The sequence below is a fragment of the Pseudomonas sp. R1-1 genome (genome assembly GCF_051132135.1).
Lineage (GTDB): Bacteria > Pseudomonadota > Gammaproteobacteria > Pseudomonadales > Pseudomonadaceae > Aquipseudomonas.
This window is the reverse complement of sequence record NZ_CP071663.1, coordinates 711826-733374: the sequence shown is the minus strand read 5'-3', so window position 1 is coordinate 733374 and position 21549 is coordinate 711826. Positions and strand designations below refer to the sequence as shown.

Annotated in this window: 12 protein-coding genes, 6 tRNA genes and 3 rRNA genes; all 21 read right to left on the bottom strand. The window is 54.5% G+C overall.

Features of this window, described 5'->3' with window-relative positions:
* Window positions 1-132: 132 nt before the first annotated feature.
* Window positions 133-4332: a DNA-directed RNA polymerase subunit beta' gene (gene rpoC / locus J3P75_RS03355; protein WP_332769295.1), complete on the bottom strand. Its 4200-nt coding sequence runs from the start codon at window positions 4330-4332 to the stop codon at window positions 133-135.
* A 64-nt stretch (window positions 4333-4396) separates the two neighbouring features.
* Entirely contained in the window at window positions 4397-8470 is a 4074-nt protein-coding gene (gene rpoB, locus J3P75_RS03350; protein ID WP_203419693.1) for a DNA-directed RNA polymerase subunit beta, read from the bottom strand.
* Between the two features lie 221 nt (window positions 8471-8691).
* The gene (gene rplL, locus J3P75_RS03345; RefSeq protein ID WP_003228750.1) at window positions 8692-9057 is read right to left on the bottom strand and encodes a 50S ribosomal protein L7/L12; all 366 of its coding nucleotides are present in this window, start codon (window positions 9055-9057) and stop codon (window positions 8692-8694) included.
* A gap of 74 nt (window positions 9058-9131) precedes the next feature.
* Window positions 9132-9632 carry a 50S ribosomal protein L10 gene (gene rplJ, locus J3P75_RS03340; protein ID WP_008081912.1) on the bottom strand — a complete coding sequence of 167 codons (501 nt, stop codon included), beginning with the start codon at window positions 9630-9632 and terminating at the stop codon, window positions 9132-9134.
* Between the two features lie 198 nt (window positions 9633-9830).
* Window positions 9831-10526: a 50S ribosomal protein L1 gene (gene rplA / locus J3P75_RS03335; RefSeq protein WP_003228754.1), complete on the bottom strand. Its 696-nt coding sequence runs from the start codon at window positions 10524-10526 to the stop codon at window positions 9831-9833.
* Entirely contained in the window at window positions 10526-10957 is a 432-nt protein-coding gene (gene rplK, locus J3P75_RS03330) for a 50S ribosomal protein L11 (RefSeq protein ID WP_003176435.1), read from the bottom strand. The genes rplA and rplK overlap by 1 nt, the downstream gene beginning before the upstream one ends.
* Window positions 10958-11075: 118 nt before the next feature.
* On the bottom strand, window positions 11076-11609 hold the full coding sequence (gene nusG, locus J3P75_RS03325) for a transcription termination/antitermination protein NusG (RefSeq protein ID WP_007957598.1): 534 nt from the start codon (window positions 11607-11609) through the stop codon (window positions 11076-11078).
* 9 nt (window positions 11610-11618) lie between these two features.
* Window positions 11619-11987, bottom strand: a complete 369-nt coding sequence (gene secE, locus J3P75_RS03320; RefSeq protein ID WP_007916493.1) for a preprotein translocase subunit SecE — start codon at window positions 11985-11987, stop codon at window positions 11619-11621.
* 45 nt (window positions 11988-12032) lie between these two features.
* Window positions 12033-12108 (bottom strand) — tRNA-Trp (locus tag J3P75_RS03315).
* 53 nt (window positions 12109-12161) lie between these two features.
* Window positions 12162-13355: an elongation factor Tu gene (gene tuf / locus J3P75_RS03310; RefSeq protein ID WP_103303766.1), complete on the bottom strand. Its 1194-nt coding sequence runs from the start codon at window positions 13353-13355 to the stop codon at window positions 12162-12164.
* An 85-nt stretch (window positions 13356-13440) separates the two neighbouring features.
* A tRNA-Thr gene (locus tag J3P75_RS03305) sits at window positions 13441-13516 on the bottom strand.
* Between the two features lie 26 nt (window positions 13517-13542).
* Window positions 13543-13616, bottom strand: a tRNA-Gly gene (locus J3P75_RS03300).
* A 25-nt stretch (window positions 13617-13641) separates the two neighbouring features.
* Window positions 13642-13726: transfer RNA gene (locus J3P75_RS03295), tRNA-Tyr, on the bottom strand.
* Window positions 13727-13871: 145 nt separating this feature from the next.
* Window positions 13872-14303 (bottom strand): hypothetical protein, encoded by a 432-nt coding sequence (locus J3P75_RS03290; protein ID WP_434709331.1) that lies wholly within the window; start codon window positions 14301-14303, stop codon window positions 13872-13874.
* Between the two features lie 7 nt (window positions 14304-14310).
* Window positions 14311-15063 carry a pantothenate kinase gene (locus tag J3P75_RS03285; protein WP_434709330.1) on the bottom strand — a complete coding sequence of 251 codons (753 nt, stop codon included), beginning with the start codon at window positions 15061-15063 and terminating at the stop codon, window positions 14311-14313.
* Window positions 15053-16006: a bifunctional biotin--[acetyl-CoA-carboxylase] ligase/biotin operon repressor BirA gene (birA, locus tag J3P75_RS03280; protein ID WP_434709329.1), complete on the bottom strand. Its 954-nt coding sequence runs from the start codon at window positions 16004-16006 to the stop codon at window positions 15053-15055. Before birA ends, J3P75_RS03285 begins: the two co-directional genes overlap by 11 nt.
* Before the next feature lie 132 nt (window positions 16007-16138).
* A 5S ribosomal RNA gene (gene rrf / locus J3P75_RS03275) occupies window positions 16139-16254 on the bottom strand.
* Between the two features lie 150 nt (window positions 16255-16404).
* Window positions 16405-19298, bottom strand: a 23S ribosomal RNA gene (locus tag J3P75_RS03270).
* Window positions 19299-19532: 234 nt separating this feature from the next.
* A tRNA-Ala gene (locus tag J3P75_RS03265) sits at window positions 19533-19608 on the bottom strand.
* A 10-nt stretch (window positions 19609-19618) separates the two neighbouring features.
* Window positions 19619-19695, bottom strand: a tRNA-Ile gene (locus J3P75_RS03260).
* A gap of 123 nt (window positions 19696-19818) precedes the next feature.
* Window positions 19819-21355: ribosomal RNA gene (locus J3P75_RS03255) — 16S ribosomal RNA — on the bottom strand.
* Together the 16S, 23S and 5S rRNA genes with 2 tRNA genes alongside form the textbook arrangement of a ribosomal RNA operon.
* Window positions 21356-21549 lie beyond the last annotated feature (194 nt).

Genomic DNA, 21549 nt, shown 5'->3' with positions numbered 1-21549 from the left:
GATCAAGAGTCTAAAGAGGATCTTGGCCCCAGTCAAGGCAAGGCCCCGACCTCCCCGCCCTTCGAACCTCGACTAAATGTCTCGATTCGACGAACGGAGCGATCAGGGCCTTACGCTCATTTACCGCAGAACTCAGTTACCGCTCGAGTTCAGCGCTTCGGTCAGTGCAGCTTCCACTTCACTGGCGCTTACGCGCAACGGCTTGTCTGCATCACGGCGACGCTTGCGCTCGCTGTGATAAGCCAGACCGGTACCCGCCGGGATCAGACGACCCACGACGACGTTTTCTTTCAGGCCGCGCAGGTAATCGCGCTTGCCGGTGACTGCCGCTTCGGTCAGTACGCGGGTGGTTTCCTGGAAGGAAGCCGCCGAGATGAACGATTCGGTGGACAACGACGCCTTGGTGATACCCAGCAGAACGCGAGTGAACTTGGAGACAAACTTGTCTTCCGTGCTCAGACGCTCGTTCTCTACCAGAACGTGAGTCAGTTCCATCTGGTCGCCCTTGATGAAGCTGGAGTCGCCGGACTCGGAGATCTCAACTTTACGCAGCATCTGACGCAGGATAGTCTCGATGTGCTTGTCGTTGATCTTCACGCCCTGCAGACGGTAAACGTCCTGGATCTCGTTGACGATGTACTTGGCCAGCGCACTTACACCCAGCAGACGCAGAATGTCGTGTGGATCGCTCGGGCCGTCGGAGATAACTTCGCCGCGGTTTACCTGTTCGCCTTCGAACACGTTCAGGTGACGCCACTTCGGAATCAGCTCTTCGTACGGATCGCTACCGTCGTTCGGGGTAATGACCAGACGGCGCTTGCCCTTGGTCTCTTTACCGAACGCGATGGTGCCGCTGACTTCAGCCAGAATCGACGCTTCTTTCGGACGACGAGCTTCGAACAGGTCGGCAACACGCGGCAGACCACCGGTGATGTCACGGGTCTTCGAAGTTTCCTGAGGAATACGAGCGATAACATCACCGATCGCAATCTTCGCACCATCCGCTACACCGACCAGGGCGTTGGCTGGCAGGAAGTACTGAGCGATAACGTCAGTGCCTGGCAGCAACAGATCCTTGCCGTTGTCGTCGACCATCTTCACTGCAGGACGGATTTCCTTGCCGGCAGCTGGACGATCTTTCGCGTCGAGTACTTCAATGTTGGTCATACCGGTCAATTCGTCAGTCTGACGCTTGATCGTGATGCCTTCTTCCATGCCCACGTAGGTCACGGTACCTTTCATTTCGGTAACGATCGGGTGAGTGTGCGGATCCCACTTGGCCACGATTGCGCCAGCGTCGACCTTGTCACCTTCTTTAACCGAAATCACGGCACCGTACGGCAGCTTGTAACGCTCGCGCTCACGACCGAAGTCATCAGCGATCGCCAGTTCACCCGAACGGGACACGGCTACCAGGTGGCCATCCACTCGCTCAACGTGCTTCAGGTTGTGCAGACGGACGGTACCGCCATTCTTCACCTGAACGCTGTCGGCTGCGGAAGTACGGCTTGCCGCACCACCGATGTGGAACGTACGCATGGTCAGCTGGGTACCCGGCTCACCGATGGACTGGGCAGCGATAACGCCGACCGCTTCACCGATGTTCACCTGGTGACCACGCGCCAGATCACGGCCGTAGCACTTGGCGCAAATGCCATAGCGGGTTTCGCAGCTGATCGGCGAACGCACGATCACTTCGTCGATGCTGTTCAGCTCGATGAACTCGACCCACTTCTCATCTACCAGGGTGCCGGCAGGAACGATAACGTCCTCGGTACCTGGCTTGAATACGTCACGGGCAATAACACGACCCAATACGCGCTCACCCAGCGGCTCTACAACGTCACCGCCTTCAATGTGCGGAGTCATCAGCAGACCGTGTTCGGTGCCGCAATCGATCTCGGTTACTACCAAGTCCTGCGCCACGTCTACCAGACGACGAGTCAGGTAACCGGAGTTCGCAGTTTTCAACGCGGTATCCGCCAGACCTTTACGAGCACCGTGAGTCGAGATGAAGTACTGAAGTACGCTCAAACCTTCACGGAAGTTCGCAGTAATCGGCGTTTCAATGATGGAACCGTCCGGCTTGGCCATCAGACCACGCATACCGGCCAGCTGACGAATCTGTGCTGCGGAACCCCGCGCACCCGAGTCGGCCATCATGTACATCGAGTTGAAGGACTCTTGATCGACTTCAACGCCATGACGGTCAATAACCTTCTCTTTCGAGAGATTGGCCATCATCGCCTTGGAAACTTCGTCGTTCGCCTTCGACCAAAGGTCGATCACTTTGTTGTACTTCTCGCCCTGGGTTACCAGGCCGGAGGCGTACTGGCTCTCGATCTCTTTAACTTCGTCGGTGGCTGCACCGATGATGCGGGCTTTTTCATCCGGGATAACGAAGTCGTTAACACCGATGGAAACGCCGGAGATGGTCGAGTAAGCGAAACCGGTGTACATCAACTGGTCAGCGAAGATCACGGTCTCTTTCAAACCAACCACGCGGTAGCACTGGTTGATCAGCTTGGAGATCGCCTTTTTCTTCATCGGCAGGTTGACGACGTCGTACGACAGCCCTTTTGGCACAACCTGGAACAGCAGCGCGCGGCCGACAGTGGTGTCGACGATACGGGTACCGCTCACGCTGTTGCCGTCACGGTCGTTGACGGTTTCGTTGATACGAACCTTGACCTTGGCGTGCAATGCGGCTTCGCCGGCACGGAACACACGGTCAACTTCCTGCAGATCCGCGAACACACGACCTTCGCCCTTGGCGTTGATCGCTTCACGGGTCATGTAGTACAGACCCAATACAACGTCCTGCGACGGAACGATGATTGGCTCACCGTTGGCTGGCGACAGAATGTTGTTGGTCGACATCATCAACGCACGCGCTTCGAGCTGGGCTTCCAGCGTCAGCGGTACGTGCACGGCCATTTGGTCGCCGTCGAAGTCGGCGTTGTACGCGGCGCAGACCAGCGGGTGCAGCTGGATAGCCTTACCTTCGATCAGTACCGGTTCAAACGCCTGGATACCCAGACGGTGAAGGGTCGGTGCACGGTTGAGCAGGACCGGGTGTTCGCGAATCACTTCAGCGAGAACGTCCCAAACCTCTGGCAGCTCGCGCTCGACCATTTTCTTGGCCGCTTTGATGGTGGTCGCGAGACCGCGCATTTCCAGCTTGCCGAAAATGAACGGCTTGAACAGCTCGAGAGCCATCTTCTTCGGCAGACCGCACTGGTGCAGACGCAGGGTCGGGCCTACGGTAATTACCGAACGACCGGAGTAGTCAACACGCTTACCGAGCAAGTTCTGACGGAAACGACCCTGCTTACCCTTGATCATGTCAGCCAGGGATTTCAGAGGACGCTTGTTGGAACCGGTGATAGCGCGGCCACGACGACCGTTGTCGAGCAGTGCATCGACAGCTTCCTGCAACATACGCTTTTCGTTGCGCACGATGATGTCCGGAGCGGACAGATCCAGCAGGCGCTTCAAACGGTTGTTACGGTTGATCACTCGACGATACAGATCGTTGAGGTCGGAAGTCGCGAAACGACCGCCATCCAGCGGGACCAGTGGACGCAGATCCGGCGGCAGAACCGGCAGAACGGTCAGCACCATCCACTCTGGCAGGTTGCCGGAACCCTGGAAGGCTTCCATCAACTTCAGACGCTTGGACAGCTTCTTGATCTTGGTTTCCGAGTTGGTTTGCGGAATTTCTTCGCGCAGACGGCCAATCTCGTGTTCCAGGTCGATAGCGTGCAGCAGTTCGCGGACAGCTTCAGCACCCATGCGGGCGTCGAAGTCGTCACCGAACTCTTCCAGCGCTTCGAAGTACTGCTCGTCGTTCAGCAGCTGACCTTTTTCAAGGGTGGTCATGCCTGGATCGATAACGACATAGCTCTCGAAGTAGAGAACGCGTTCGATATCACGCAGGGTCATGTCCATCAGCAAACCGATACGCGACGGCAGCGATTTCAGGAACCAGATGTGGGCAACCGGCGAAGCCAGTTCGATGTGCGCCATGCGCTCACGACGAACCTTGGCCAGTGCAACTTCAACGCCGCACTTCTCGCAGATCACACCACGGTGCTTCAAGCGCTTGTACTTACCGCACAGGCACTCGTAATCCTTTACCGGGCCAAAGATCTTGGCGCAGAACAGGCCGTCACGCTCTGGTTTGAACGTACGGTAGTTGATGGTTTCCGGCTTTTTAACTTCACCGAACGACCACGAACGGATCATCTCAGGCGATGCCAATCCGATACGGATGGCGTCGAACTCTTCGACTTGACCCTGGTTTTTCAGCAAATTCAGTAGGTCTTTCAAGGCCTTTCCTCCTGGCGGAGCAGAGAGCGGGCAATCCTGCCCCGCTCTCGATTCGCGTCACGTGTTATTCGGTTTCCAGATCGATATCGATGCCGAGGGAACGAATTTCCTTGATCAACACGTTGAAGGACTCGGGCATGCCCGGCTCCATACGGTGATCGCCATCCACGATGTTCTTGTACATCTTGGTACGGCCGTTCACATCGTCCGACTTCACTGTGAGCATTTCTTGCAGAGTGTATGCAGCACCGTATGCTTCCAGTGCCCAGACCTCCATCTCCCCGAAACGCTGACCACCGAACTGCGCCTTACCACCCAGCGGCTGCTGGGTAACCAGGCTGTACGAACCGGTAGAACGCGCGTGCATCTTGTCGTCTACCAAGTGGTTCAGCTTCAGCATGTACATGTAGCCAACGGTAACTGGACGCTCGAACTTGTTGCCGGTACGGCCGTCGGTCAGCTGCATCTGGCCGCTTTCCGGCAGGTCTGCCAGTTTCAGCATGGCCTTGATTTCGCTTTCCTTGGCGCCGTCGAACACTGGAGTGGCCATTGGAACGCCGCCACGCAGGTTCTTCGCCAGATCCAGGATTTCCTGATCGGAGAAGCTGTCCAGATCTTCGTTACGACCGCCGATCTGGTTGTAGATCTCGTCCAGGAAGGTACGCAGTTCAGCGACTTTACGCTGCTCTTCGACCATCCGGTTGATCTTCTCGCCCAGACCTTTGGCCGCGAGGCCCAAGTGGGTTTCAAGGATCTGACCAACGTTCATACGCGAAGGTACGCCCAGCGGGTTGAGGACCACGTCGACCGGGGTGCCATTGGCATCGTGCGGCATGTCTTCAACCGGCATGATCACGGAGACCACACCCTTGTTACCGTGACGACCGGCCATCTTGTCGCCCGGCTGGATGCGACGACGGATTGCCAGGTAAACCTTGACGATTTTCAGCACGCCTGGAGCCAGGTCATCGCCCTGCTGCAGTTTGCGCTTCTTGTCTTCGAACTTGTCGTCCAGCAGACGGCGACGATCAACGATGTAGGCCTGAGCTTTCTCGAGCTGCTCGTTCAGAGCATCTTCAGCCATGCGCAGTTTGAACCACTGGCCGTGCTCAAGACCGTCGAGTACTTCGTCGGTGATGTCCTGACCTTTCTTCAGACCTGCGCCGCCTTCAGCCTTGTGGCCTACCAGAGCGGAACGCAGACGTTCGAAAGTCGCGCCTTCAACGATGCGGAACTCTTCGTTCAGATCCTTGCGGATCTCGTCCAGCTGGGACTTCTCGATCGACAGTGCACGAGCATCACGCTCAACGCCGTCACGGGTGAAGACCTGTACGTCGATGACAGTACCTTTGGTGCCGGTTGGCACGCGCAGGGAGGTGTCTTTCACGTCGCTGGCTTTTTCACCGAAGATTGCACGCAGCAGTTTTTCTTCCGGAGTCAGCTGGGTCTCGCCTTTCGGAGTGACCTTACCGACCAGGATGTCGCCTGCGCCTACTTCAGCACCTACGTAAACGATACCGGCTTCGTCCAGCTTGTTCAGTGCAGCTTCACCCACGTTCGGGATGTCCGCAGTGATTTCCTCTGGGCCAAGCTTGGTGTCACGGGCCACACAGGTCAGTTCCTGAATGTGGATCGTGGTGAAGCGGTCTTCCTGAACCACACGCTCGGACAGGCAGATGGAGTCTTCGAAGTTGAAGCCGTTCCATGCCATGAACGCGATGCGCATGTTCTGACCCAGCGCCAGTTCACCCATGTCGGTGGACGGGCCGTCGGCCATGATGTCGCTACGCTGAACGCGATCGCCCTTGCTCACCAGCGGACGCTGGTTGATGCAGGTGTTCTGGTTCGAGCGGGTGTATTTGGTCAGGTTGTAGATGTCGACCCCAGCTTCGCCGGTTTCAACTTCGTCATCAGCAACACGCACCACGATACGGCTGGCATCAACGGAATCGATTACGCCACCACGACGAGCCACGACGCAAACGCCGGAGTCACGGGCTACGTTACGCTCCATGCCGGTACCTACCAGCGGCTTGTCGGCGCGCAAGGTTGGTACAGCTTGACGCTGCATGTTCGAACCCATCAACGCACGGTTGGCATCATCGTGCTCGAGGAACGGGATCAGCGACGCTGCAACCGAAACTACCTGCTTCGGCGAAACGTCCATCAGGGTGACTTCTTCAGGCGCCTTGACGGTGAATTCGTTCAGGTGACGTACGGCAACCAGTTCGTCGATCAGGACTTTCTGCTCGTTCATGGTCGCCGAAGCCTGCGCGATCACGTGATCGGCTTCTTCAATGGCGGACAGGAACACGATCTCGTCGGTGACCACACCCTCTTTCACTACGCGGTACGGGCTTTCCAGGAAGCCGTACTGGTTGGTGCGAGCGTACGCAGCCAGGGAGTTGATCAGACCGATGTTCGGACCTTCCGGCGTTTCAATCGGGCAGACACGACCGTAGTGAGTCGGGTGTACGTCACGGACTTCAAAGCCAGCGCGCTCACGAGTCAGACCGCCAGGGCCGAGTGCAGAGACACGACGCTTGTGGGTGATCTCGGACAGCGGGTTGTTCTGGTCCATGAACTGCGAGAGCTGGCTGGAACCGAAGAACTCTTTCACCGCCGCAGCCACTGGCTTGGCGTTGATCAGGTCTTGCGGCATCAGGCCTTCGCTTTCAGCCATAGACAGACGCTCTTTGACCGCACGCTCAACACGTACCAGGCCAACGCGGAACTGGTTCTCGGCCATTTCGCCTACGCAGCGAACACGACGGTTACCCAGGTGGTCGATGTCATCGACGATGCCTTTACCGTTACGGATGTCGACCAGAGTCTTCAGTACCGCGACGATGTCTTCCTTGCACAGCACGCCCGAACCTTCGATCTCGGTACGACCGATACGACGGTTGAACTTCATCCGGCCGACCGCAGACAGGTCGTAGCGCTCAGGGCTGAAGAACAGGTTGTTGAACAGGGTTTCGGCAGCGTCTTTGGTTGGCGGCTCGCCTGGACGCATCATGCGATAGATCTCGACCAGCGCTTCCAATTGGTTGCTGGTGGAGTCGATCTTCAGTGTGTCGGAGACGAACGGACCGCAGTCGATATCGTTGGTGTACAGAGTCTCGATGCGTACAACGCCGGCCTTGGCAATTTTTGCCAGGACTTCGGTGTTCAGCTCGGTGTTGCACTCAGCCAGGATTTCGCCGGTAGCCGGGTGCACGATGACCTTGGCGGTAGTGCGACCCAGGACGTAGTCCAGAGGCACTTCCAGCGTCTTGATGCCGGCTTTTTCGATCTGGTTGATGTGGCGCGCGGTAATACGGCGGCCTGCTTCAACGATGACCTTGCCCTTGTCGTCCTGGATGTCCAGAACTGCGATTTCGCCACGCAGGCGCGACGGCACCAGTTCCAGGCTGAGGGTTTCGCCGCTCAGGTGGAAAACGTTGGTGGTGTAGAACGCGTCGAGCACTTCTTCAGTGGTATAGCCGAGCGCGCGCAGCAGCACGGATGCCGGCAGCTTGCGACGACGGTCGATACGCACGAACACGCAGTCTTTCGGGTCGAACTCGAAGTCCAGCCACGAACCGCGGTAAGGAATGATGCGCGCGGAGTACAGCAGTTTGCCGGAGCTATGCGTCTTGCCGCGGTCGTGGTCAAAGAACACGCCCGGGGAACGGTGCAGCTGGGAAACGATTACACGCTCGGTACCGTTGATTACGAAGGTACCGTTCTCAGTCATCAGGGGAATTTCACCCATGTAGACTTCTTGCTCTTTGATGTCCTTGATCGCTTTGTTCGACGATTCTTTGTCGAAAATGATCAGGCGCACTTTTACCCGCAAAGGTACGGCGAAAGTTACACCGCGCAATACGCATTCTTTGACATCAAATGCCGGTTCGCCCAGACGATAACCGACGTACTCCAGCGCAGCATTGCCGGAGTAGCTGATGATCGGGAAAACGGATTTGAAGGCCGCATGCAGGCCCACGTCGCGGAACTGATCTTTAGTCGCTCCCGCTTGCAAGAATTCACGATACGAATCCAGCTGGATGGCCAGGAGGTAAGGCACATCCATGACGTCCGGCAACTTGCTAAAGTCCTTGCGGATACGTTTTTTCTCAGTATATGAGTAAGCCATCAGCGTTCCCCAGCTTGGTCACCTGCTTGTTTGGCCCCTCCCGACGGGAGCAGCCAGAAAATCGTGCAAACCCCATGGTTTGCGCCACCGCATCGGGTGGTTACAGCGCCTTTATCAGCACCGACCCAGTCGGCTGCCAATAACGGAAAAAGGCCGGTGGCAAGAGCCACCAGCCATCAGCCTGTCGCTTGACGCTCGGGCTGGAGGAGCAAAGTCGATGCTTACTTCAGCTCGACTTTAGCGCCTGCTTCTTCCAGCTTCTTCTTGGCGTCTTCAGCCGCTTCTTTCGAAACGCCTTCAGCTACAACCTGAGGAGCGCCGTCTACTTTCTCTTTGGCTTCTTTCAGGCCCAGACCGGTCAGTTCACGAACTGCCTTGATCACGTTAACCTTCTTCTCGCCAGCTTCCAGCAGAACAACGTTGAACTCGGTTTGCTCTTCAACAACAGCGGCAGCAGCAGCTGGGCCAGCCGAAGCGGCAGCAGCGGTAACACCGAAGGTTTCTTCCATCGCTTTGATCAGCTCAACGATTTCCACTACGGATTTCTGGCCGATTGCTTCGATGATTTGTTCGTTAGTCAGAGACATGACTCAATTCCTGAATTGGGGGACGGCCTACGCGACCATCGAAATAAACAAAAAACGCGAGAAGTTGACGAGCCTTAGGCTGCGGCAGCTTCTTTCTGGTCGCGAATTGCCGCCAGAGTACGAGCCAATTTGCTGGTAGCGCCTTGAATCACGCTCATCAGCTGAGAAATTGCTTCGTCACGGGTCGGCAGAGTTGCCAGTACGTCGATCTGATTAGCTGCGAGGAACTTGCCCTCGAACGCAGCTGCCTTGATCTCGAACTTGTCCTGACCCTTGGCAAACTCTTTGAAGATACGGGCAGCAGCGCCCGGATGTTCGTTGGAGAATGCAATCAGGGTCGGGCCGGTGAACACGTCGTTGAGGACACTGTATTGAGTGTCAGCAACAGCGCGCTTGAGCAGGGTGTTACGTACAACACGTACGTAAACGCCAGCTTCACGAGCCTCTTTACGGAGTCCGGTCATTGCGCCTACTGTTACGCCACGTGCATCAACCACGACAGCGGACAGAGCGACTTTGGCAGCCTCGTTGACTTCAGCGACGATGGCCTTCTTGTCTTCGAGATTAATTGCCACGGGTTTAACTCCTGCTTGTTACCGTTTCATTCGATCGAAACCGAATGTCGTTTTGGTGTCTGATTCGGTAAGGAACCGGGAGCACCATCTGCGTAGGCTGATGGTTTAAGACTTGCGTCGCCTACGGTCTTGGATAGCCCCCGCCAGGCAGGGACCCCAATTTTTCAACTGACGCGATCTCTCGCGCCAATCTGTGTGTTACGCGTCCAGCGAGCTCTGGTCGATAACCAGACCTGGGCCCATAGTGGTGCTCAGGGTAACGCGCTTGACGTAGATACCTTTCGAAGAAGCTGGCTTGATACGCTTCAGATCAGCGATCAGGGCTTCAACGTTTTCCTTCAGCTTGACGGCGTCGAAACCGATTTTGCCAACGGAGGTGTGGATGATGCCGTTTTTGTCGGTGCGATAACGAACCTGACCAGCCTTGGCGTTTTTAACCGCGGTAGCTACGTCTGGAGTCACGGTACCAACCTTAGGGTTAGGCATCAGACCACGTGGACCGAGGATCTGACCCAACTGACCTACAACGCGCATGGCATCCGGGGATGCGATCACTACGTCGTAGTTCAGGTCGCCGCCTTTCATTTCGGCAGCCAGATCGTCCATGCCTACACGGTCAGCGCCGGCAGCCAGAGCGGCCTCAGCAGCTGGACCCTGAGTGAACACAGCAACGCGAACAGTCTTGCCAGTGCCGTGTGGCAGCACGGTAGCGCTACGAACAACCTGGTCGGATTTACGCGGGTCTACACCCAGGTTTACAGCAACGTCGAACGACTCGCTGAACTTGACAGTCGACAGCTCAGCCAGCAGAGCAGCAGCGTCTACAATGTTGTAGGCCTTGCCTGCTTCGATCTTGCCGGCGATAGCCTTTTGACGCTTGGTCAGCTTAGCCATTACACACCCTCCACGTTAAGGCCCATGCTACGAGCAGAACCGGCGATAGTACGCACGGCTGCATCCATATCAGCTGCAGTCAGATCCGCGTTTTTGGTTTTCGCGATTTCTTCCAGCTGAGCACGGGTAACGGTGCCAACCTTAACGGTGTTCGGACGAGCGGAACCGCTGGTCAGACCGGCCGCCTTCTTCAGCAGAACCGAAGCAGGGGTGGATTTGGTTTCGAAAGTGAAGCTACGGTCGCTGTAGACAGTGATGATCACTGGAGTCGGCAGACCTGGCTCAAGACCCTGAGTACGGGCGTTGAAGGCCTTGCAGAATTCCATGATGTTCACGCCGTGCTGACCCAGAGCAGGACCAACAGGTGGGCTTGGGTTAGCCTGAGCGGCCTTCACTTGCAGCTTGATGTAAGCGGTAATCTTCTTGGCCATGAGGCACTCCAATTACGGGTTCGAACGCCTCGAAAGGCTCCCCGGTTACTTGCGCGTTTATCCCAGTGACGACAAAACCCCACAGCCTAGGGCTGCGGGGTTGGGATTGCTTGTCCAGCTAGACCTTTTCGACCTGACTGAACTCGAGCTCCACCGGAGTAGAGCGACCGAAAATGAGCACCGCGACCTGGATCCGGCTCTTTTCGTAGTTAACTTCTTCGACGACGCCATTGAAATCAGCAAATGGACCGTCATTGACGCGCACCGTCTCACCTGGCTCAAACAGAGTCTTCGGCTTCGGCTTGTCGCTACCGTCAGCGACACGACGCAGAATCGCCTCTGCCTCTTTATCAGTGATCGGCGCAGGCTTGTCAGCAGTACCACCGATAAAGCCCATCACCCGAGGAGTATCCTTGACCAAGTGCCAAGTACCCTCGTTCATATCCATCTGGACCAGCACGTAGCCAGGGAAGAACTTGCGTTCACTTTTGCGCTTCTGGCCATTACGCATTTCAACCACTTCTTCAGTGGGAACCAGAATCTCGCCGAAGCCATCTTCCATGCCAGCCAGCTTTACGCGCTCGATCAGCGAGCGCATCACATGCTTCTCGTAACCCGAGTAAGCATGCACAACATACCAACGCTTAGCCACGGGACACCCTTAGCCGACAATCAAGGAAACAAGCCAGCCGAGCAGGGAATCAAGACCCCACAACAGCAACGCCATAACCAGAACAACAGCCACCACAATCAGGGTGGTCTGCGTGGTTTCTTGGCGAGTTGGCCACACGACTTTACGAATCTCGGTCCGAGCTTCCTTAACCAGTACAAAGAAAGACTTGCCCTTCGCAGTCTGCAGGCCTACAAAGGCAGCTACAGCAGCGATGACAAGCAAAGCGAGTACACGGTACAGGATCGGCGAAGCAGAGTAATACTGATTGCCAACAACGCCAACAACTACCAAAGCGACAACTACAAGCCACTTGAGCAGATCGAAGCGAGAGCCTTGAGCTTCAGCTTTAGGAGTCATCTATGAAGATCCTGTGAAAAGAAAGCCAGACACACTGAGTGAATCTGGCAGGTCAGGAGGGAATCGAACCCCCAACCTACGGTTTTGGAGACCGTCGCTCTGCCAATTGAGCTACTGACCTAAAACAAAATCAGGCCGACCATTATGCCGGCCCGAAAAATACATTACAACCACTTACTCGATGATTTTAGCTACGACGCCGGCGCCGACGGTACGACCGCCTTCACGGATAGCGAAACGCAGACCGTCTTCCATCGCGATGGTTTTGATCAGGGTAACAGTCATCTGAATGTTGTCGCCTGGCATTACCATTTCAACGCCTTCTGGCAGCTCGCAGTTACCAGTCACGTCAGTAGTACGGAAGTAGAACTGTGGACGGTAGCCTTTGAAGAACGGAGTGTGACGACCGCCTTCTTCCTTGCTCAGAACGTAAACTTCTGCGGTGAACTTGGTGTGCGGCTTGACCGAACCTGGCTTGACCAGAACCTGGCCACGCTCAACGTCGTCACGCTTGGTACCACGCAGCAGAACGCCGCAGTTCTCGCCAGCACGACCTTCGTCGAGCAGCTTGCGGAACATTTCAACACCGGTGCAAGTAGTAACGGTGGTGTCACGCAGACCAACGATTTCCAGCGGATCCTGAACGCGAACGATACCGCGCTCGATACGACCAGTCACAACAGTACCGCGACCCGAGATCGAGAATACGTCTTCGATCGGCATCAGGAATGGCTTGTCGATCATACGAACTGGTTCTGGGATGTAGGTATCCAGAGTTTCAACCAGTTTACGAACGGCAGTGGTGCCCATTTCGTTGTCGTCTTTGCCTTCCAGCGCCATACGAGCCGAACCGATGATGATCGGAGTGTCGTCGCCCGGGAAGTCGTAGGTCGACAGCAGGTCACGAACTTCCATCTCAACCAGTTCCAGCAGCTCAGCGTCGTCTACCAGGTCAGCCTTGTTCAGGAAAACCACGATGTACGGAACGCCCACCTGACGGGACAGCAGGATATGCTCACGGGTTTGTGGCATCGGACCATCAGCGGCCGAGCAAACCAGGATCGCGCCGTCCATCTGGGCAGCACCGGTGATCATGTTCTTCACGTAGTCAGCGTGACCTGGGCAGTCAACGTGAGCGTAGTGACGAATAGTCGAGTTGTACTCAACGTGAGCGGTGTTGATGGTGATACCGCGAGCTTTTTCTTCTGGAGCGCTGTCGATCTTGTCGAATTCAACGACGGCCGAACCGAAAACTTCGGAGCAGACGCGAGTCAGAGCAGCGGTCAGAGTGGTTTTACCGTGGTCAACGTGACCAATGGTCCCAACGTTGACGTGGGGCAGGGAACGATCAAATTTTTCCTTAGCCATCGATATCACCCTCAAACAGAAGAATTAGAAAAACAATATCAACCATTAAAACAAAGGCAGATATTTTCATATCTGCCTTGTTAGATGGAGCTCTTGAGCGGATTTGAACCGCTGACCTCACCCTTACCAAGGGTGTGCTCTACCAACTGAGCTACAAGAGCAAAACACTTTGCACAACCTGCAAACTTGGAGCGGGTAGCGGGAATCGAACCCGCATCATCAGCTTGGAAGGCTGAGGTTCTACCACTAAACTATACCCGCAGAGCCTGCAGCTCACGCTTAAATCTGGTGGAGGGAGAAGGATTCGAACCTTCGAAGTCGTAGACGTCAGATTTACAGTCTGATCCCTTTGGCCGCTCGGGAACCCCTCCTAATCAGGCCGGCATTCTATACTATGCCAAACCCCTGTCAAGCATTTTCTCATTTAAAAACCTGAGGTTAGCTGCACTGACACATCACTCCACTTCAACTACCTCTTCAGGTCTTCGCTGTGGAGCGGGCGCCATTCTATGCAAACTATTGAACAGGTGCAACCCCCTCACACTGCATTATTTTATGTTTTAACTCATTGAATTCATTGGAAAGGTTTTGCAGCTGAACATCGCCCAGCAAACGCTGGCTCTGAGGCGCGACAGACAACCAATAACCCTCTCCCGAAACATCTTTTGCCGAAGACCGCACCTCCACGCCCATTCCTGCCAAACGTTGTTGAAGGCGTGCTATCGACTCCTGCCGGGCAAAGCCGCCGAGAAACAGGCAGTCTTGCCGCCGCCCTTCCTGCTCTACCCCAACATTACCGTTCGACTCACTGAGCAAACGAATGTCTTGCTGGGAACCGCGATACAAACTTAGAGGCGTAACATCCTTTGCGCGCAAAGGCGCCTCCTGCTGATGCCAGACATAGTAAAAAACGTTGAGAACGACAAGCAGGAGAAACAACCAACGCATACAAACCTCAGGAAAAAGGACACGCCATAGCCAATCCTACAAATACCAAATCCGGGACGACCCGAGCTTCAGGCGCAACATCTGCTACAAGTTGAGCGTCACCGCCAGTGATGAAAACTGCGAAATCCTCCCTCCAATGTGCGCGCGCCATTTCCAGCTGGGTCAACACAAATCCTCGCAACATCAAAGAACACCCGCGCTCCACCGCTTCTACGGTTGTCCGCCCTGGAGCTGTACTGGACAGCGCGCGCTCAGCCGCCAAGTCTCCATAGCGGATCTTTCGGGTATGCGTGCGCAACTGATCTCGCATCAATGGCATTCCAGGACAAATGAAGCCTCCCAGATGCTCCCCGTCAGCAGCTACGAAATCAGCCGTTACCGCTGTACCAAAATCGAGTACCAAGCACGCCTTGCCCGATGCCAAGTGGAAACCGCCTAGCATGGCCAGCCAGCGATCAAGCCCCAGGCGCTGATAATCTTCGTAACCGTTCCTGACGCCGGACATTTGCCGAGCGGACGTGGCGCGCACTACCGAAATAGCGAACGCGCGCTCAAGAACATCAACCAGAGAATCTGTTTCCTCTGCTGTCCTGACACTGACCACGCGACATCTGCGGAGGGCAAGCCCATCCAGCGCCTTCAAGCTCTCCAGCAATGCCAGATCAGAGTCGACAACACCCTCGGCAAACAAGACTCCCGACGCAGATTCCAATACTCGCCACTTGATGAAACTGTTTCCACAATCGAGCTCAAGAATCATCACGCAACCTCAGGCTGAGCTCACCACCACTAAAGACTTTTTCCACCCCATCCACCTTCAGCCGCAGCGCACCCTGGCTATCGATTCCAACTACCACGCCGTCTATCTGGCTTGAACCTGCAATCAATGATACCGAACGATCCTGCCACAAATGATTGGCTTCCCATTCCACCCGAAGCGTAGAAAAGCCTTTCAACTGATGGCGCTGGATATAGGAATTCAACTGTGCGCTCAACTCACCCACCAAAGCATTACGGTCAATACTATTGCCGGATTCGAGCCGTATCGAAGTCCATTGCTGGTCGACTTCGTCAGCCTTTTGCATGTTCACGTTGATGCCAATACCCAACACAACATGACAAACATCCGCTGGATCGCCGACGAGCTCAAGGAGGATGCCCGCGACTTTCTTGTTTGCGACCAGAACATCGTTGGGCCACTTCAACCCGGCAGACGAGACACCGAAATTTCGCAGAGCCTGCATAACAGCCAAACCCACGACGAGACTCAAGCCCTCAAGCTGGCGCATCCCACCATCTATACGCAGGACGAGGCTGTAATAAAGATTCTCTGCAAACGGACTGACCCATTTACGACCTCTACGCCCACGGCCAGAGACCTGCCGCTCAGCGAGAACCAAAAACGGTGCAGAAGCACCTTGGCCAATGGCGCGCAACGCTTCAGCGTTTGTCGAGTCGACTGAATCCAGCACAGTCACCGGCCACTTCGGCACTGTTGCCGAGATTTCCACCGCATCGAGCAGAGTCAATGGCGCAGCCAATTGATAGCCCCGCCCTCGAACCTTATGGATGGACAATCCAAGTTCAGCCTCAAGGTGCTGAAGCTGCTTCCATACTGCGCTCCGACTTATTCCCAGAGCAGCACCCAGATCCTGACCAGAATGGAATCGACCATCCCTCAAGAGATTTAACAACGTCAGCATGCAGGTCTCGCCTCACAATGAGGCCCGAATAATAGCCATGCACCGGGCCATTGCATAGAAATCAAGCGCATAGATTTCTCGCAGGCAAAACAAAACCCCAACTGCTTTCGCAATTGGGGTTTCGGAATTTAATCTTGACGATGACCTACTCTCACATGGGGAAACCCCACACTACCATCGGCGATGCATCGTTTCACTGCTGAGTTCGGGATGGGATCAGGTGGTTCCAACGCTCTATGGTCGTCAAGAAATTCGGGTACTGAGTCGTGACCAGATGGCCTCGCTTCAGCAAATCGGGTATGTGACAGCTGGTGTTTGCGTTTCGAACTTTCGGTTCGTTTCGTCTTCACACACCGCAATCTGGTCTCTTTCGAGTTCGCAAATTGCTTGGGTGTTATATGGTCAAGCCTCACGGGCAATTAGTATTGGTTAGCTCAACGCCTCACAGCGCTTACACACCCAACCTATCAACGTCGTAGTCTTCGACGGCCCTTCAGGGAACTCAAGGTTCCAGTGAGATCTCATCTTGAGGCAAGTTTCCCGCTTAGATGCTTTCAGCGGTTATCTTTCCCGAACATAGCTACCCGGCAATGCCACTGGCGTGACAACCGGAACACCAGAGGTTCGTCCACTCCGGTCCTCTCGTACTAGGAGCAGCCCCTCTCAAATCTCAAACGTCCACGGCAGATAGGGACCGAACTGTCTCACGACGTTCTAAACCCAGCTCGCGTACCACTTTAAATGGCGAACAGCCATACCCTTGGGACCGGCTTCAGCCCCAGGATGTGATGAGCCGACATCGAGGTGCCAAACACCGCCGTCGATATGAACTCTTGGGCGGTATCAGCCTGTTATCCCCGGAGTACCTTTTATCCGTTGAGCGATGGCCCTTCCATACAGAACCACCGGATCACTAAGACCTACTTTCGTACCTGCTCGACGTGTCTGTCTCGCAGTCAAGCGCGCTTTTGCCTTTATACTCTACGACCGATTTCCGACCGGTCTGAGCGCACCTTCGTACTCCTCCGTTACTCTTTAGGAGGAGACCGCCCCAGTCAAACTACCCACCATACACTGTCCTCGATCCGGATAACGGACCTGAGTTAGAACCTCAAAGTTGCCAGGGTGGTATTTCAAGGATGGCTCCACGCGAACTGGCGTCCACGCTTCAAAGCCTCCCACCTATCCTACACAAGCAAATTCAAAGTCCAGTGCAAAGCTATAGTAAAGGTTCACGGGGTCTTTCCGTCTAGCCGCGGATACACTGCATCTTCACAGCGATTTCAATTTCACTGAGTCTCGGGTGGAGACAGCGCCGCCATCGTTACGCCATTCGTGCAGGTCGGAACTTACCCGACAAGGAATTTCGCTACCTTAGGACCGTTATAGTTACGGCCGCCGTTTACCGGGGCTTCGATCAAGAGCTTCGCGTTAGCTAACCCCATCAATTAACCTTCCGGCACCGGGCAGGCGTCACACCCTATACGTCCACTTTCGTGTTTGCAGAGTGCTGTGTTTTTAATAAACAGTCGCAGCGGCCTGGTATCTTCGACCGGCATGAGCTTACGGAGCAAGTCCTTCACCCTCACCGGCGCACCTTCTCCCGAAGTTACGGTGCCATTTTGCCTAGTTCCTTCACCCGAGTTCTCTCAAGCGCCTTGGTATTCTCTACCCAACCACCTGTGTCGGTTTGGGGTACGGTTCCTGGTTACCTGAAGCTTAGAAGCTTTTCTTGGAAGCATGGCATCAACCACTTCGTCACCCAAAGGGTAACTCGTCATCAGCTCTCGGCCTTAAGATCCCGGATTTACCTAAGATCTCAGCCTACCACCTTAAACTTGGACAACCAACGCCAAGCTGGCCTAGCCTTCTCCGTCCCTCCATCGCAATAACCAGAAGTACAGGAATATTAACCTGTTTTCCATCGACTACGCTTTTCAGCCTCGCCTTAGGGACCGACTAACCCTGCGTCGATTAACGTTGCGCAGGAAACCTTGGTCTTTCGGCGTGGGTGTTTTTCACACCCATTGTCGTTACTCATGTCAGCATTCGCACTTCTGATACCTCCAGCAAGCTTCTCAACTCACCTTCACAGGCTTACAGAACGCTCCTCTACCGCATCACCCGAAGGTGATACCCGTAGCTTCGGTGTATGGTTTGAGCCCCGTTACATCTTCCGCGCAGGCCGACTCGACTAGTGAGCTATTACGCTTTCTTTAAAGGGTGGCTGCTTCTAAGCCAACCTCCTAGCTGTCTAAGCCTTCCCACATCGTTTCCCACTTAACCATAACTTTGGGACCTTAGCTGACGGTCTGGGTTGTTTCCCTTTTCACGACGGACGTTAGCACCCGCCGTGTGTCTCCCATGCTCGGCACTTGTAGGTATTCGGAGTTTGCATCGGTTTGGTAAGTCGGGATGACCCCCTAGCCGAAACAGTGCTCTACCCCCTACAGTGATACATGAGGCGCTACCTAAATAGCTTTCGAGGAGAACCAGCTATCTCCGAGCTTGATTAGCCTTTCACTCCGATCCACAGGTCATCCGCTAACTTTTCAACGGTAGTCGGTTCGGTCCTCCAGTCAGTGTTACCTAACCTTCAACCTGCCCATGGATAGATCGCCCGGTTTCGGGTCTATTCCCAGCGACTAGACGCCCTATTAAGACTCGCTTTCGCTACGCCTCCCCTATTCGGTTAAGCTCGCCACTGAAAATAAGTCGCTGACCCATTATACAAAAGGTACGCAGTCACCCAACAAAGTGGGCTCCCACTGCTTGTACGCATACGGTTTCAGGATCTATTTCACTCCCCTCTCCGGGGTTCTTTTCGCCTTTCCCTCACGGTACTAGTTCACTATCGGTCAGTCAGTAGTATTTAGCCTTGGAGGATGGTCCCCCCATATTCAGACAAAGTTTCTCGTGCTCCGTCCTACTCGATTTCATTGACAAGAGATTTTCGCGTACAGGGCTATCACCCACTATGGCCGCACTTTCCAGAGCGTTCCGCTAATCTCAAATCAACTTAAGGGCTAGTCCCCGTTCGCTCGCCACTACTAAGGGAATCTCGGTTGATTTCTTTTCCTCAGGGTACTTAGATGTTTCAGTTCCCCTGGTTCGCCTCTTGCACCTATGTATTCAGTACAAGATAACCATCTTGTGATGGCTGGGTTCCCCCATTCAGACATCTCCGGATCAAAGTCTGTTTGCCGACTCCCCGAAGCTTTTCGCAGGCTACCACGTCTTTCATCGCCTCTGACTGCCAAGGCATCCACCGTATGCGCTTCTTCACTTGACCATATAACCCCAAGCAATCTGGTTATACTGTGAAGACGACATTCGCCGAAAATTCGAATTTCTCAATTAAGAGAACTCACAAATTTTACCTTAGCCTGATCCGTTACCAGTGAAAGTAACGTTCAGTCTATCTTTCTATCACATACCCAAATTTTTAAAGAACGATCTAATCAAAAGACTAGAAATCAATATTCGCACCGAATATTCATTTCTAAGCTTTCAGAAGCAGTTTATATGGTGGAGCCAAGCGGGATCGAACCGCTGACCTCCTGCGTGCAAGGCAGGCGCTCTCCCAGCTGAGCTATGGCCCCATAACAAAATTGGTGGGTCTGGGCAGATTCGAACTGCCGACCTCACCCTTATCAGGGGTGCGCTCTAACCAACTGAGCTACAGACCCAATTTCGAGCGCGTAACTGTTAGCCTGGAGCTATCAGCTTGGAGCTTAAAGCTGCTTCTATCGTCTTCTTCAATGAATCAAGCAATTCGTGTGGGAGCTCATGGAGCAGCTGATGTCGTCGATTAAGGAGGTGATCCAGCCGCAGGTTCCCCTACGGCTACCTTGTTACGACTTCACCCCAGTCATGAATCACACCGTGGTAACCGTCCTCCCGAAGGTTAGACTAGCTACTTCTGGTGCAACCCACTCCCATGGTGTGACGGGCGGTGTGTACAAGGCCCGGGAACGTATTCACCGTGACATTCTGATTCACGATTACTAGCGATTCCGACTTCACGCAGTCGAGTTGCAGACTGCGATCCGGACTACGATCGGTTTTATGGGATTAGCTCCACCTCGCGGCTTGGCAACCCTTTGTACCGACCATTGTAGCACGTGTGTAGCCCAGGCCGTAAGGGCCATGATGACTTGACGTCATCCCCACCTTCCTCCGGTTTGTCACCGGCAGTCTCCTTAGAGTGCCCACCATAACGTGCTGGTAACTAAGGACAAGGGTTGCGCTCGTTACGGGACTTAACCCAACATCTCACGACACGAGCTGACGACAGCCATGCAGCACCTGTCTCAATGTTCCCGAAGGCACCAATCCATCTCTGGAAAGTTCATTGGATGTCAAGGCCTGGTAAGGTTCTTCGCGTTGCTTCGAATTAAACCACATGCTCCACCGCTTGTGCGGGCCCCCGTCAATTCATTTGAGTTTTAACCTTGCGGCCGTACTCCCCAGGCGGTCAACTTAATGCGTTAGCTGCGCCACTAAGAGCTCAAGGCTCCCAACGGCTAGTTGACATCGTTTACGGCGTGGACTACCAGGGTATCTAATCCTGTTTGCTCCCCACGCTTTCGCACCTCAGTGTCAGTATCAGTCCAGGTGGTCGCCTTCGCCACTGGTGTTCCTTCCTATATCTACGCATTTCACCGCTACACAGGAAATTCCACCACCCTCTACCATACTCTAGCTCGACAGTTTTGAATGCAGTTCCCAGGTTGAGCCCGGGGATTTCACATCCAACTTAACGAACCACCTACGCGCGCTTTACGCCCAGTAATTCCGATTAACGCTTGCACCCTCTGTATTACCGCGGCTGCTGGCACAGAGTTAGCCGGTGCTTATTCTGTCGGTAACGTCAAAATTGCAGAGTATTAATCTACAACCCTTCCTCCCAACTTAAAGTGCTTTACAATCCGAAGACCTTCTTCACACACGCGGCATGGCTGGATCAGGCTTTCGCCCATTGTCCAATATTCCCCACTGCTGCCTCCCGTAGGAGTCTGGACCGTGTCTCAGTTCCAGTGTGACTGATCATCCTCTCAGACCAGTTACGGATCGTCGCCTTGGTGAGCCATTACCTCACCAACTAGCTAATCCGACCTAGGCTCATCTGATAGCGCAAGGCCCGAAGGTCCCCTGCTTTCTCCCGTAGGACGTATGCGGTATTAGCGTTCCTTTCGAAACGTTGTCCCCCACTACCAGGCAGATTCCTAGGCATTACTCACCCGTCCGCCGCTGAATCCAGGAGCAAGCTCCTTTCATCCGCTCGACTTGCATGTGTTAGGCCTGCCGCCAGCGTTCAATCTGAGCCATGATCAAACTCTTCAGTTCAAACATCTTTGGGTTTTTAAGAAACCCTAAACTTGGCTCAGCAATCGTTGGTTACATCTTTGATTTCTCGCGGAGTAACTTGTGATGCTGATAATCTTGTTGACTATCAGTCTGACTCCACAAGCACCCACACGAATTGCTTGATTCAGTTGTTAAAGAGCGGTTGGTTAAGATCTTTCGTCTCAACCGAGGCG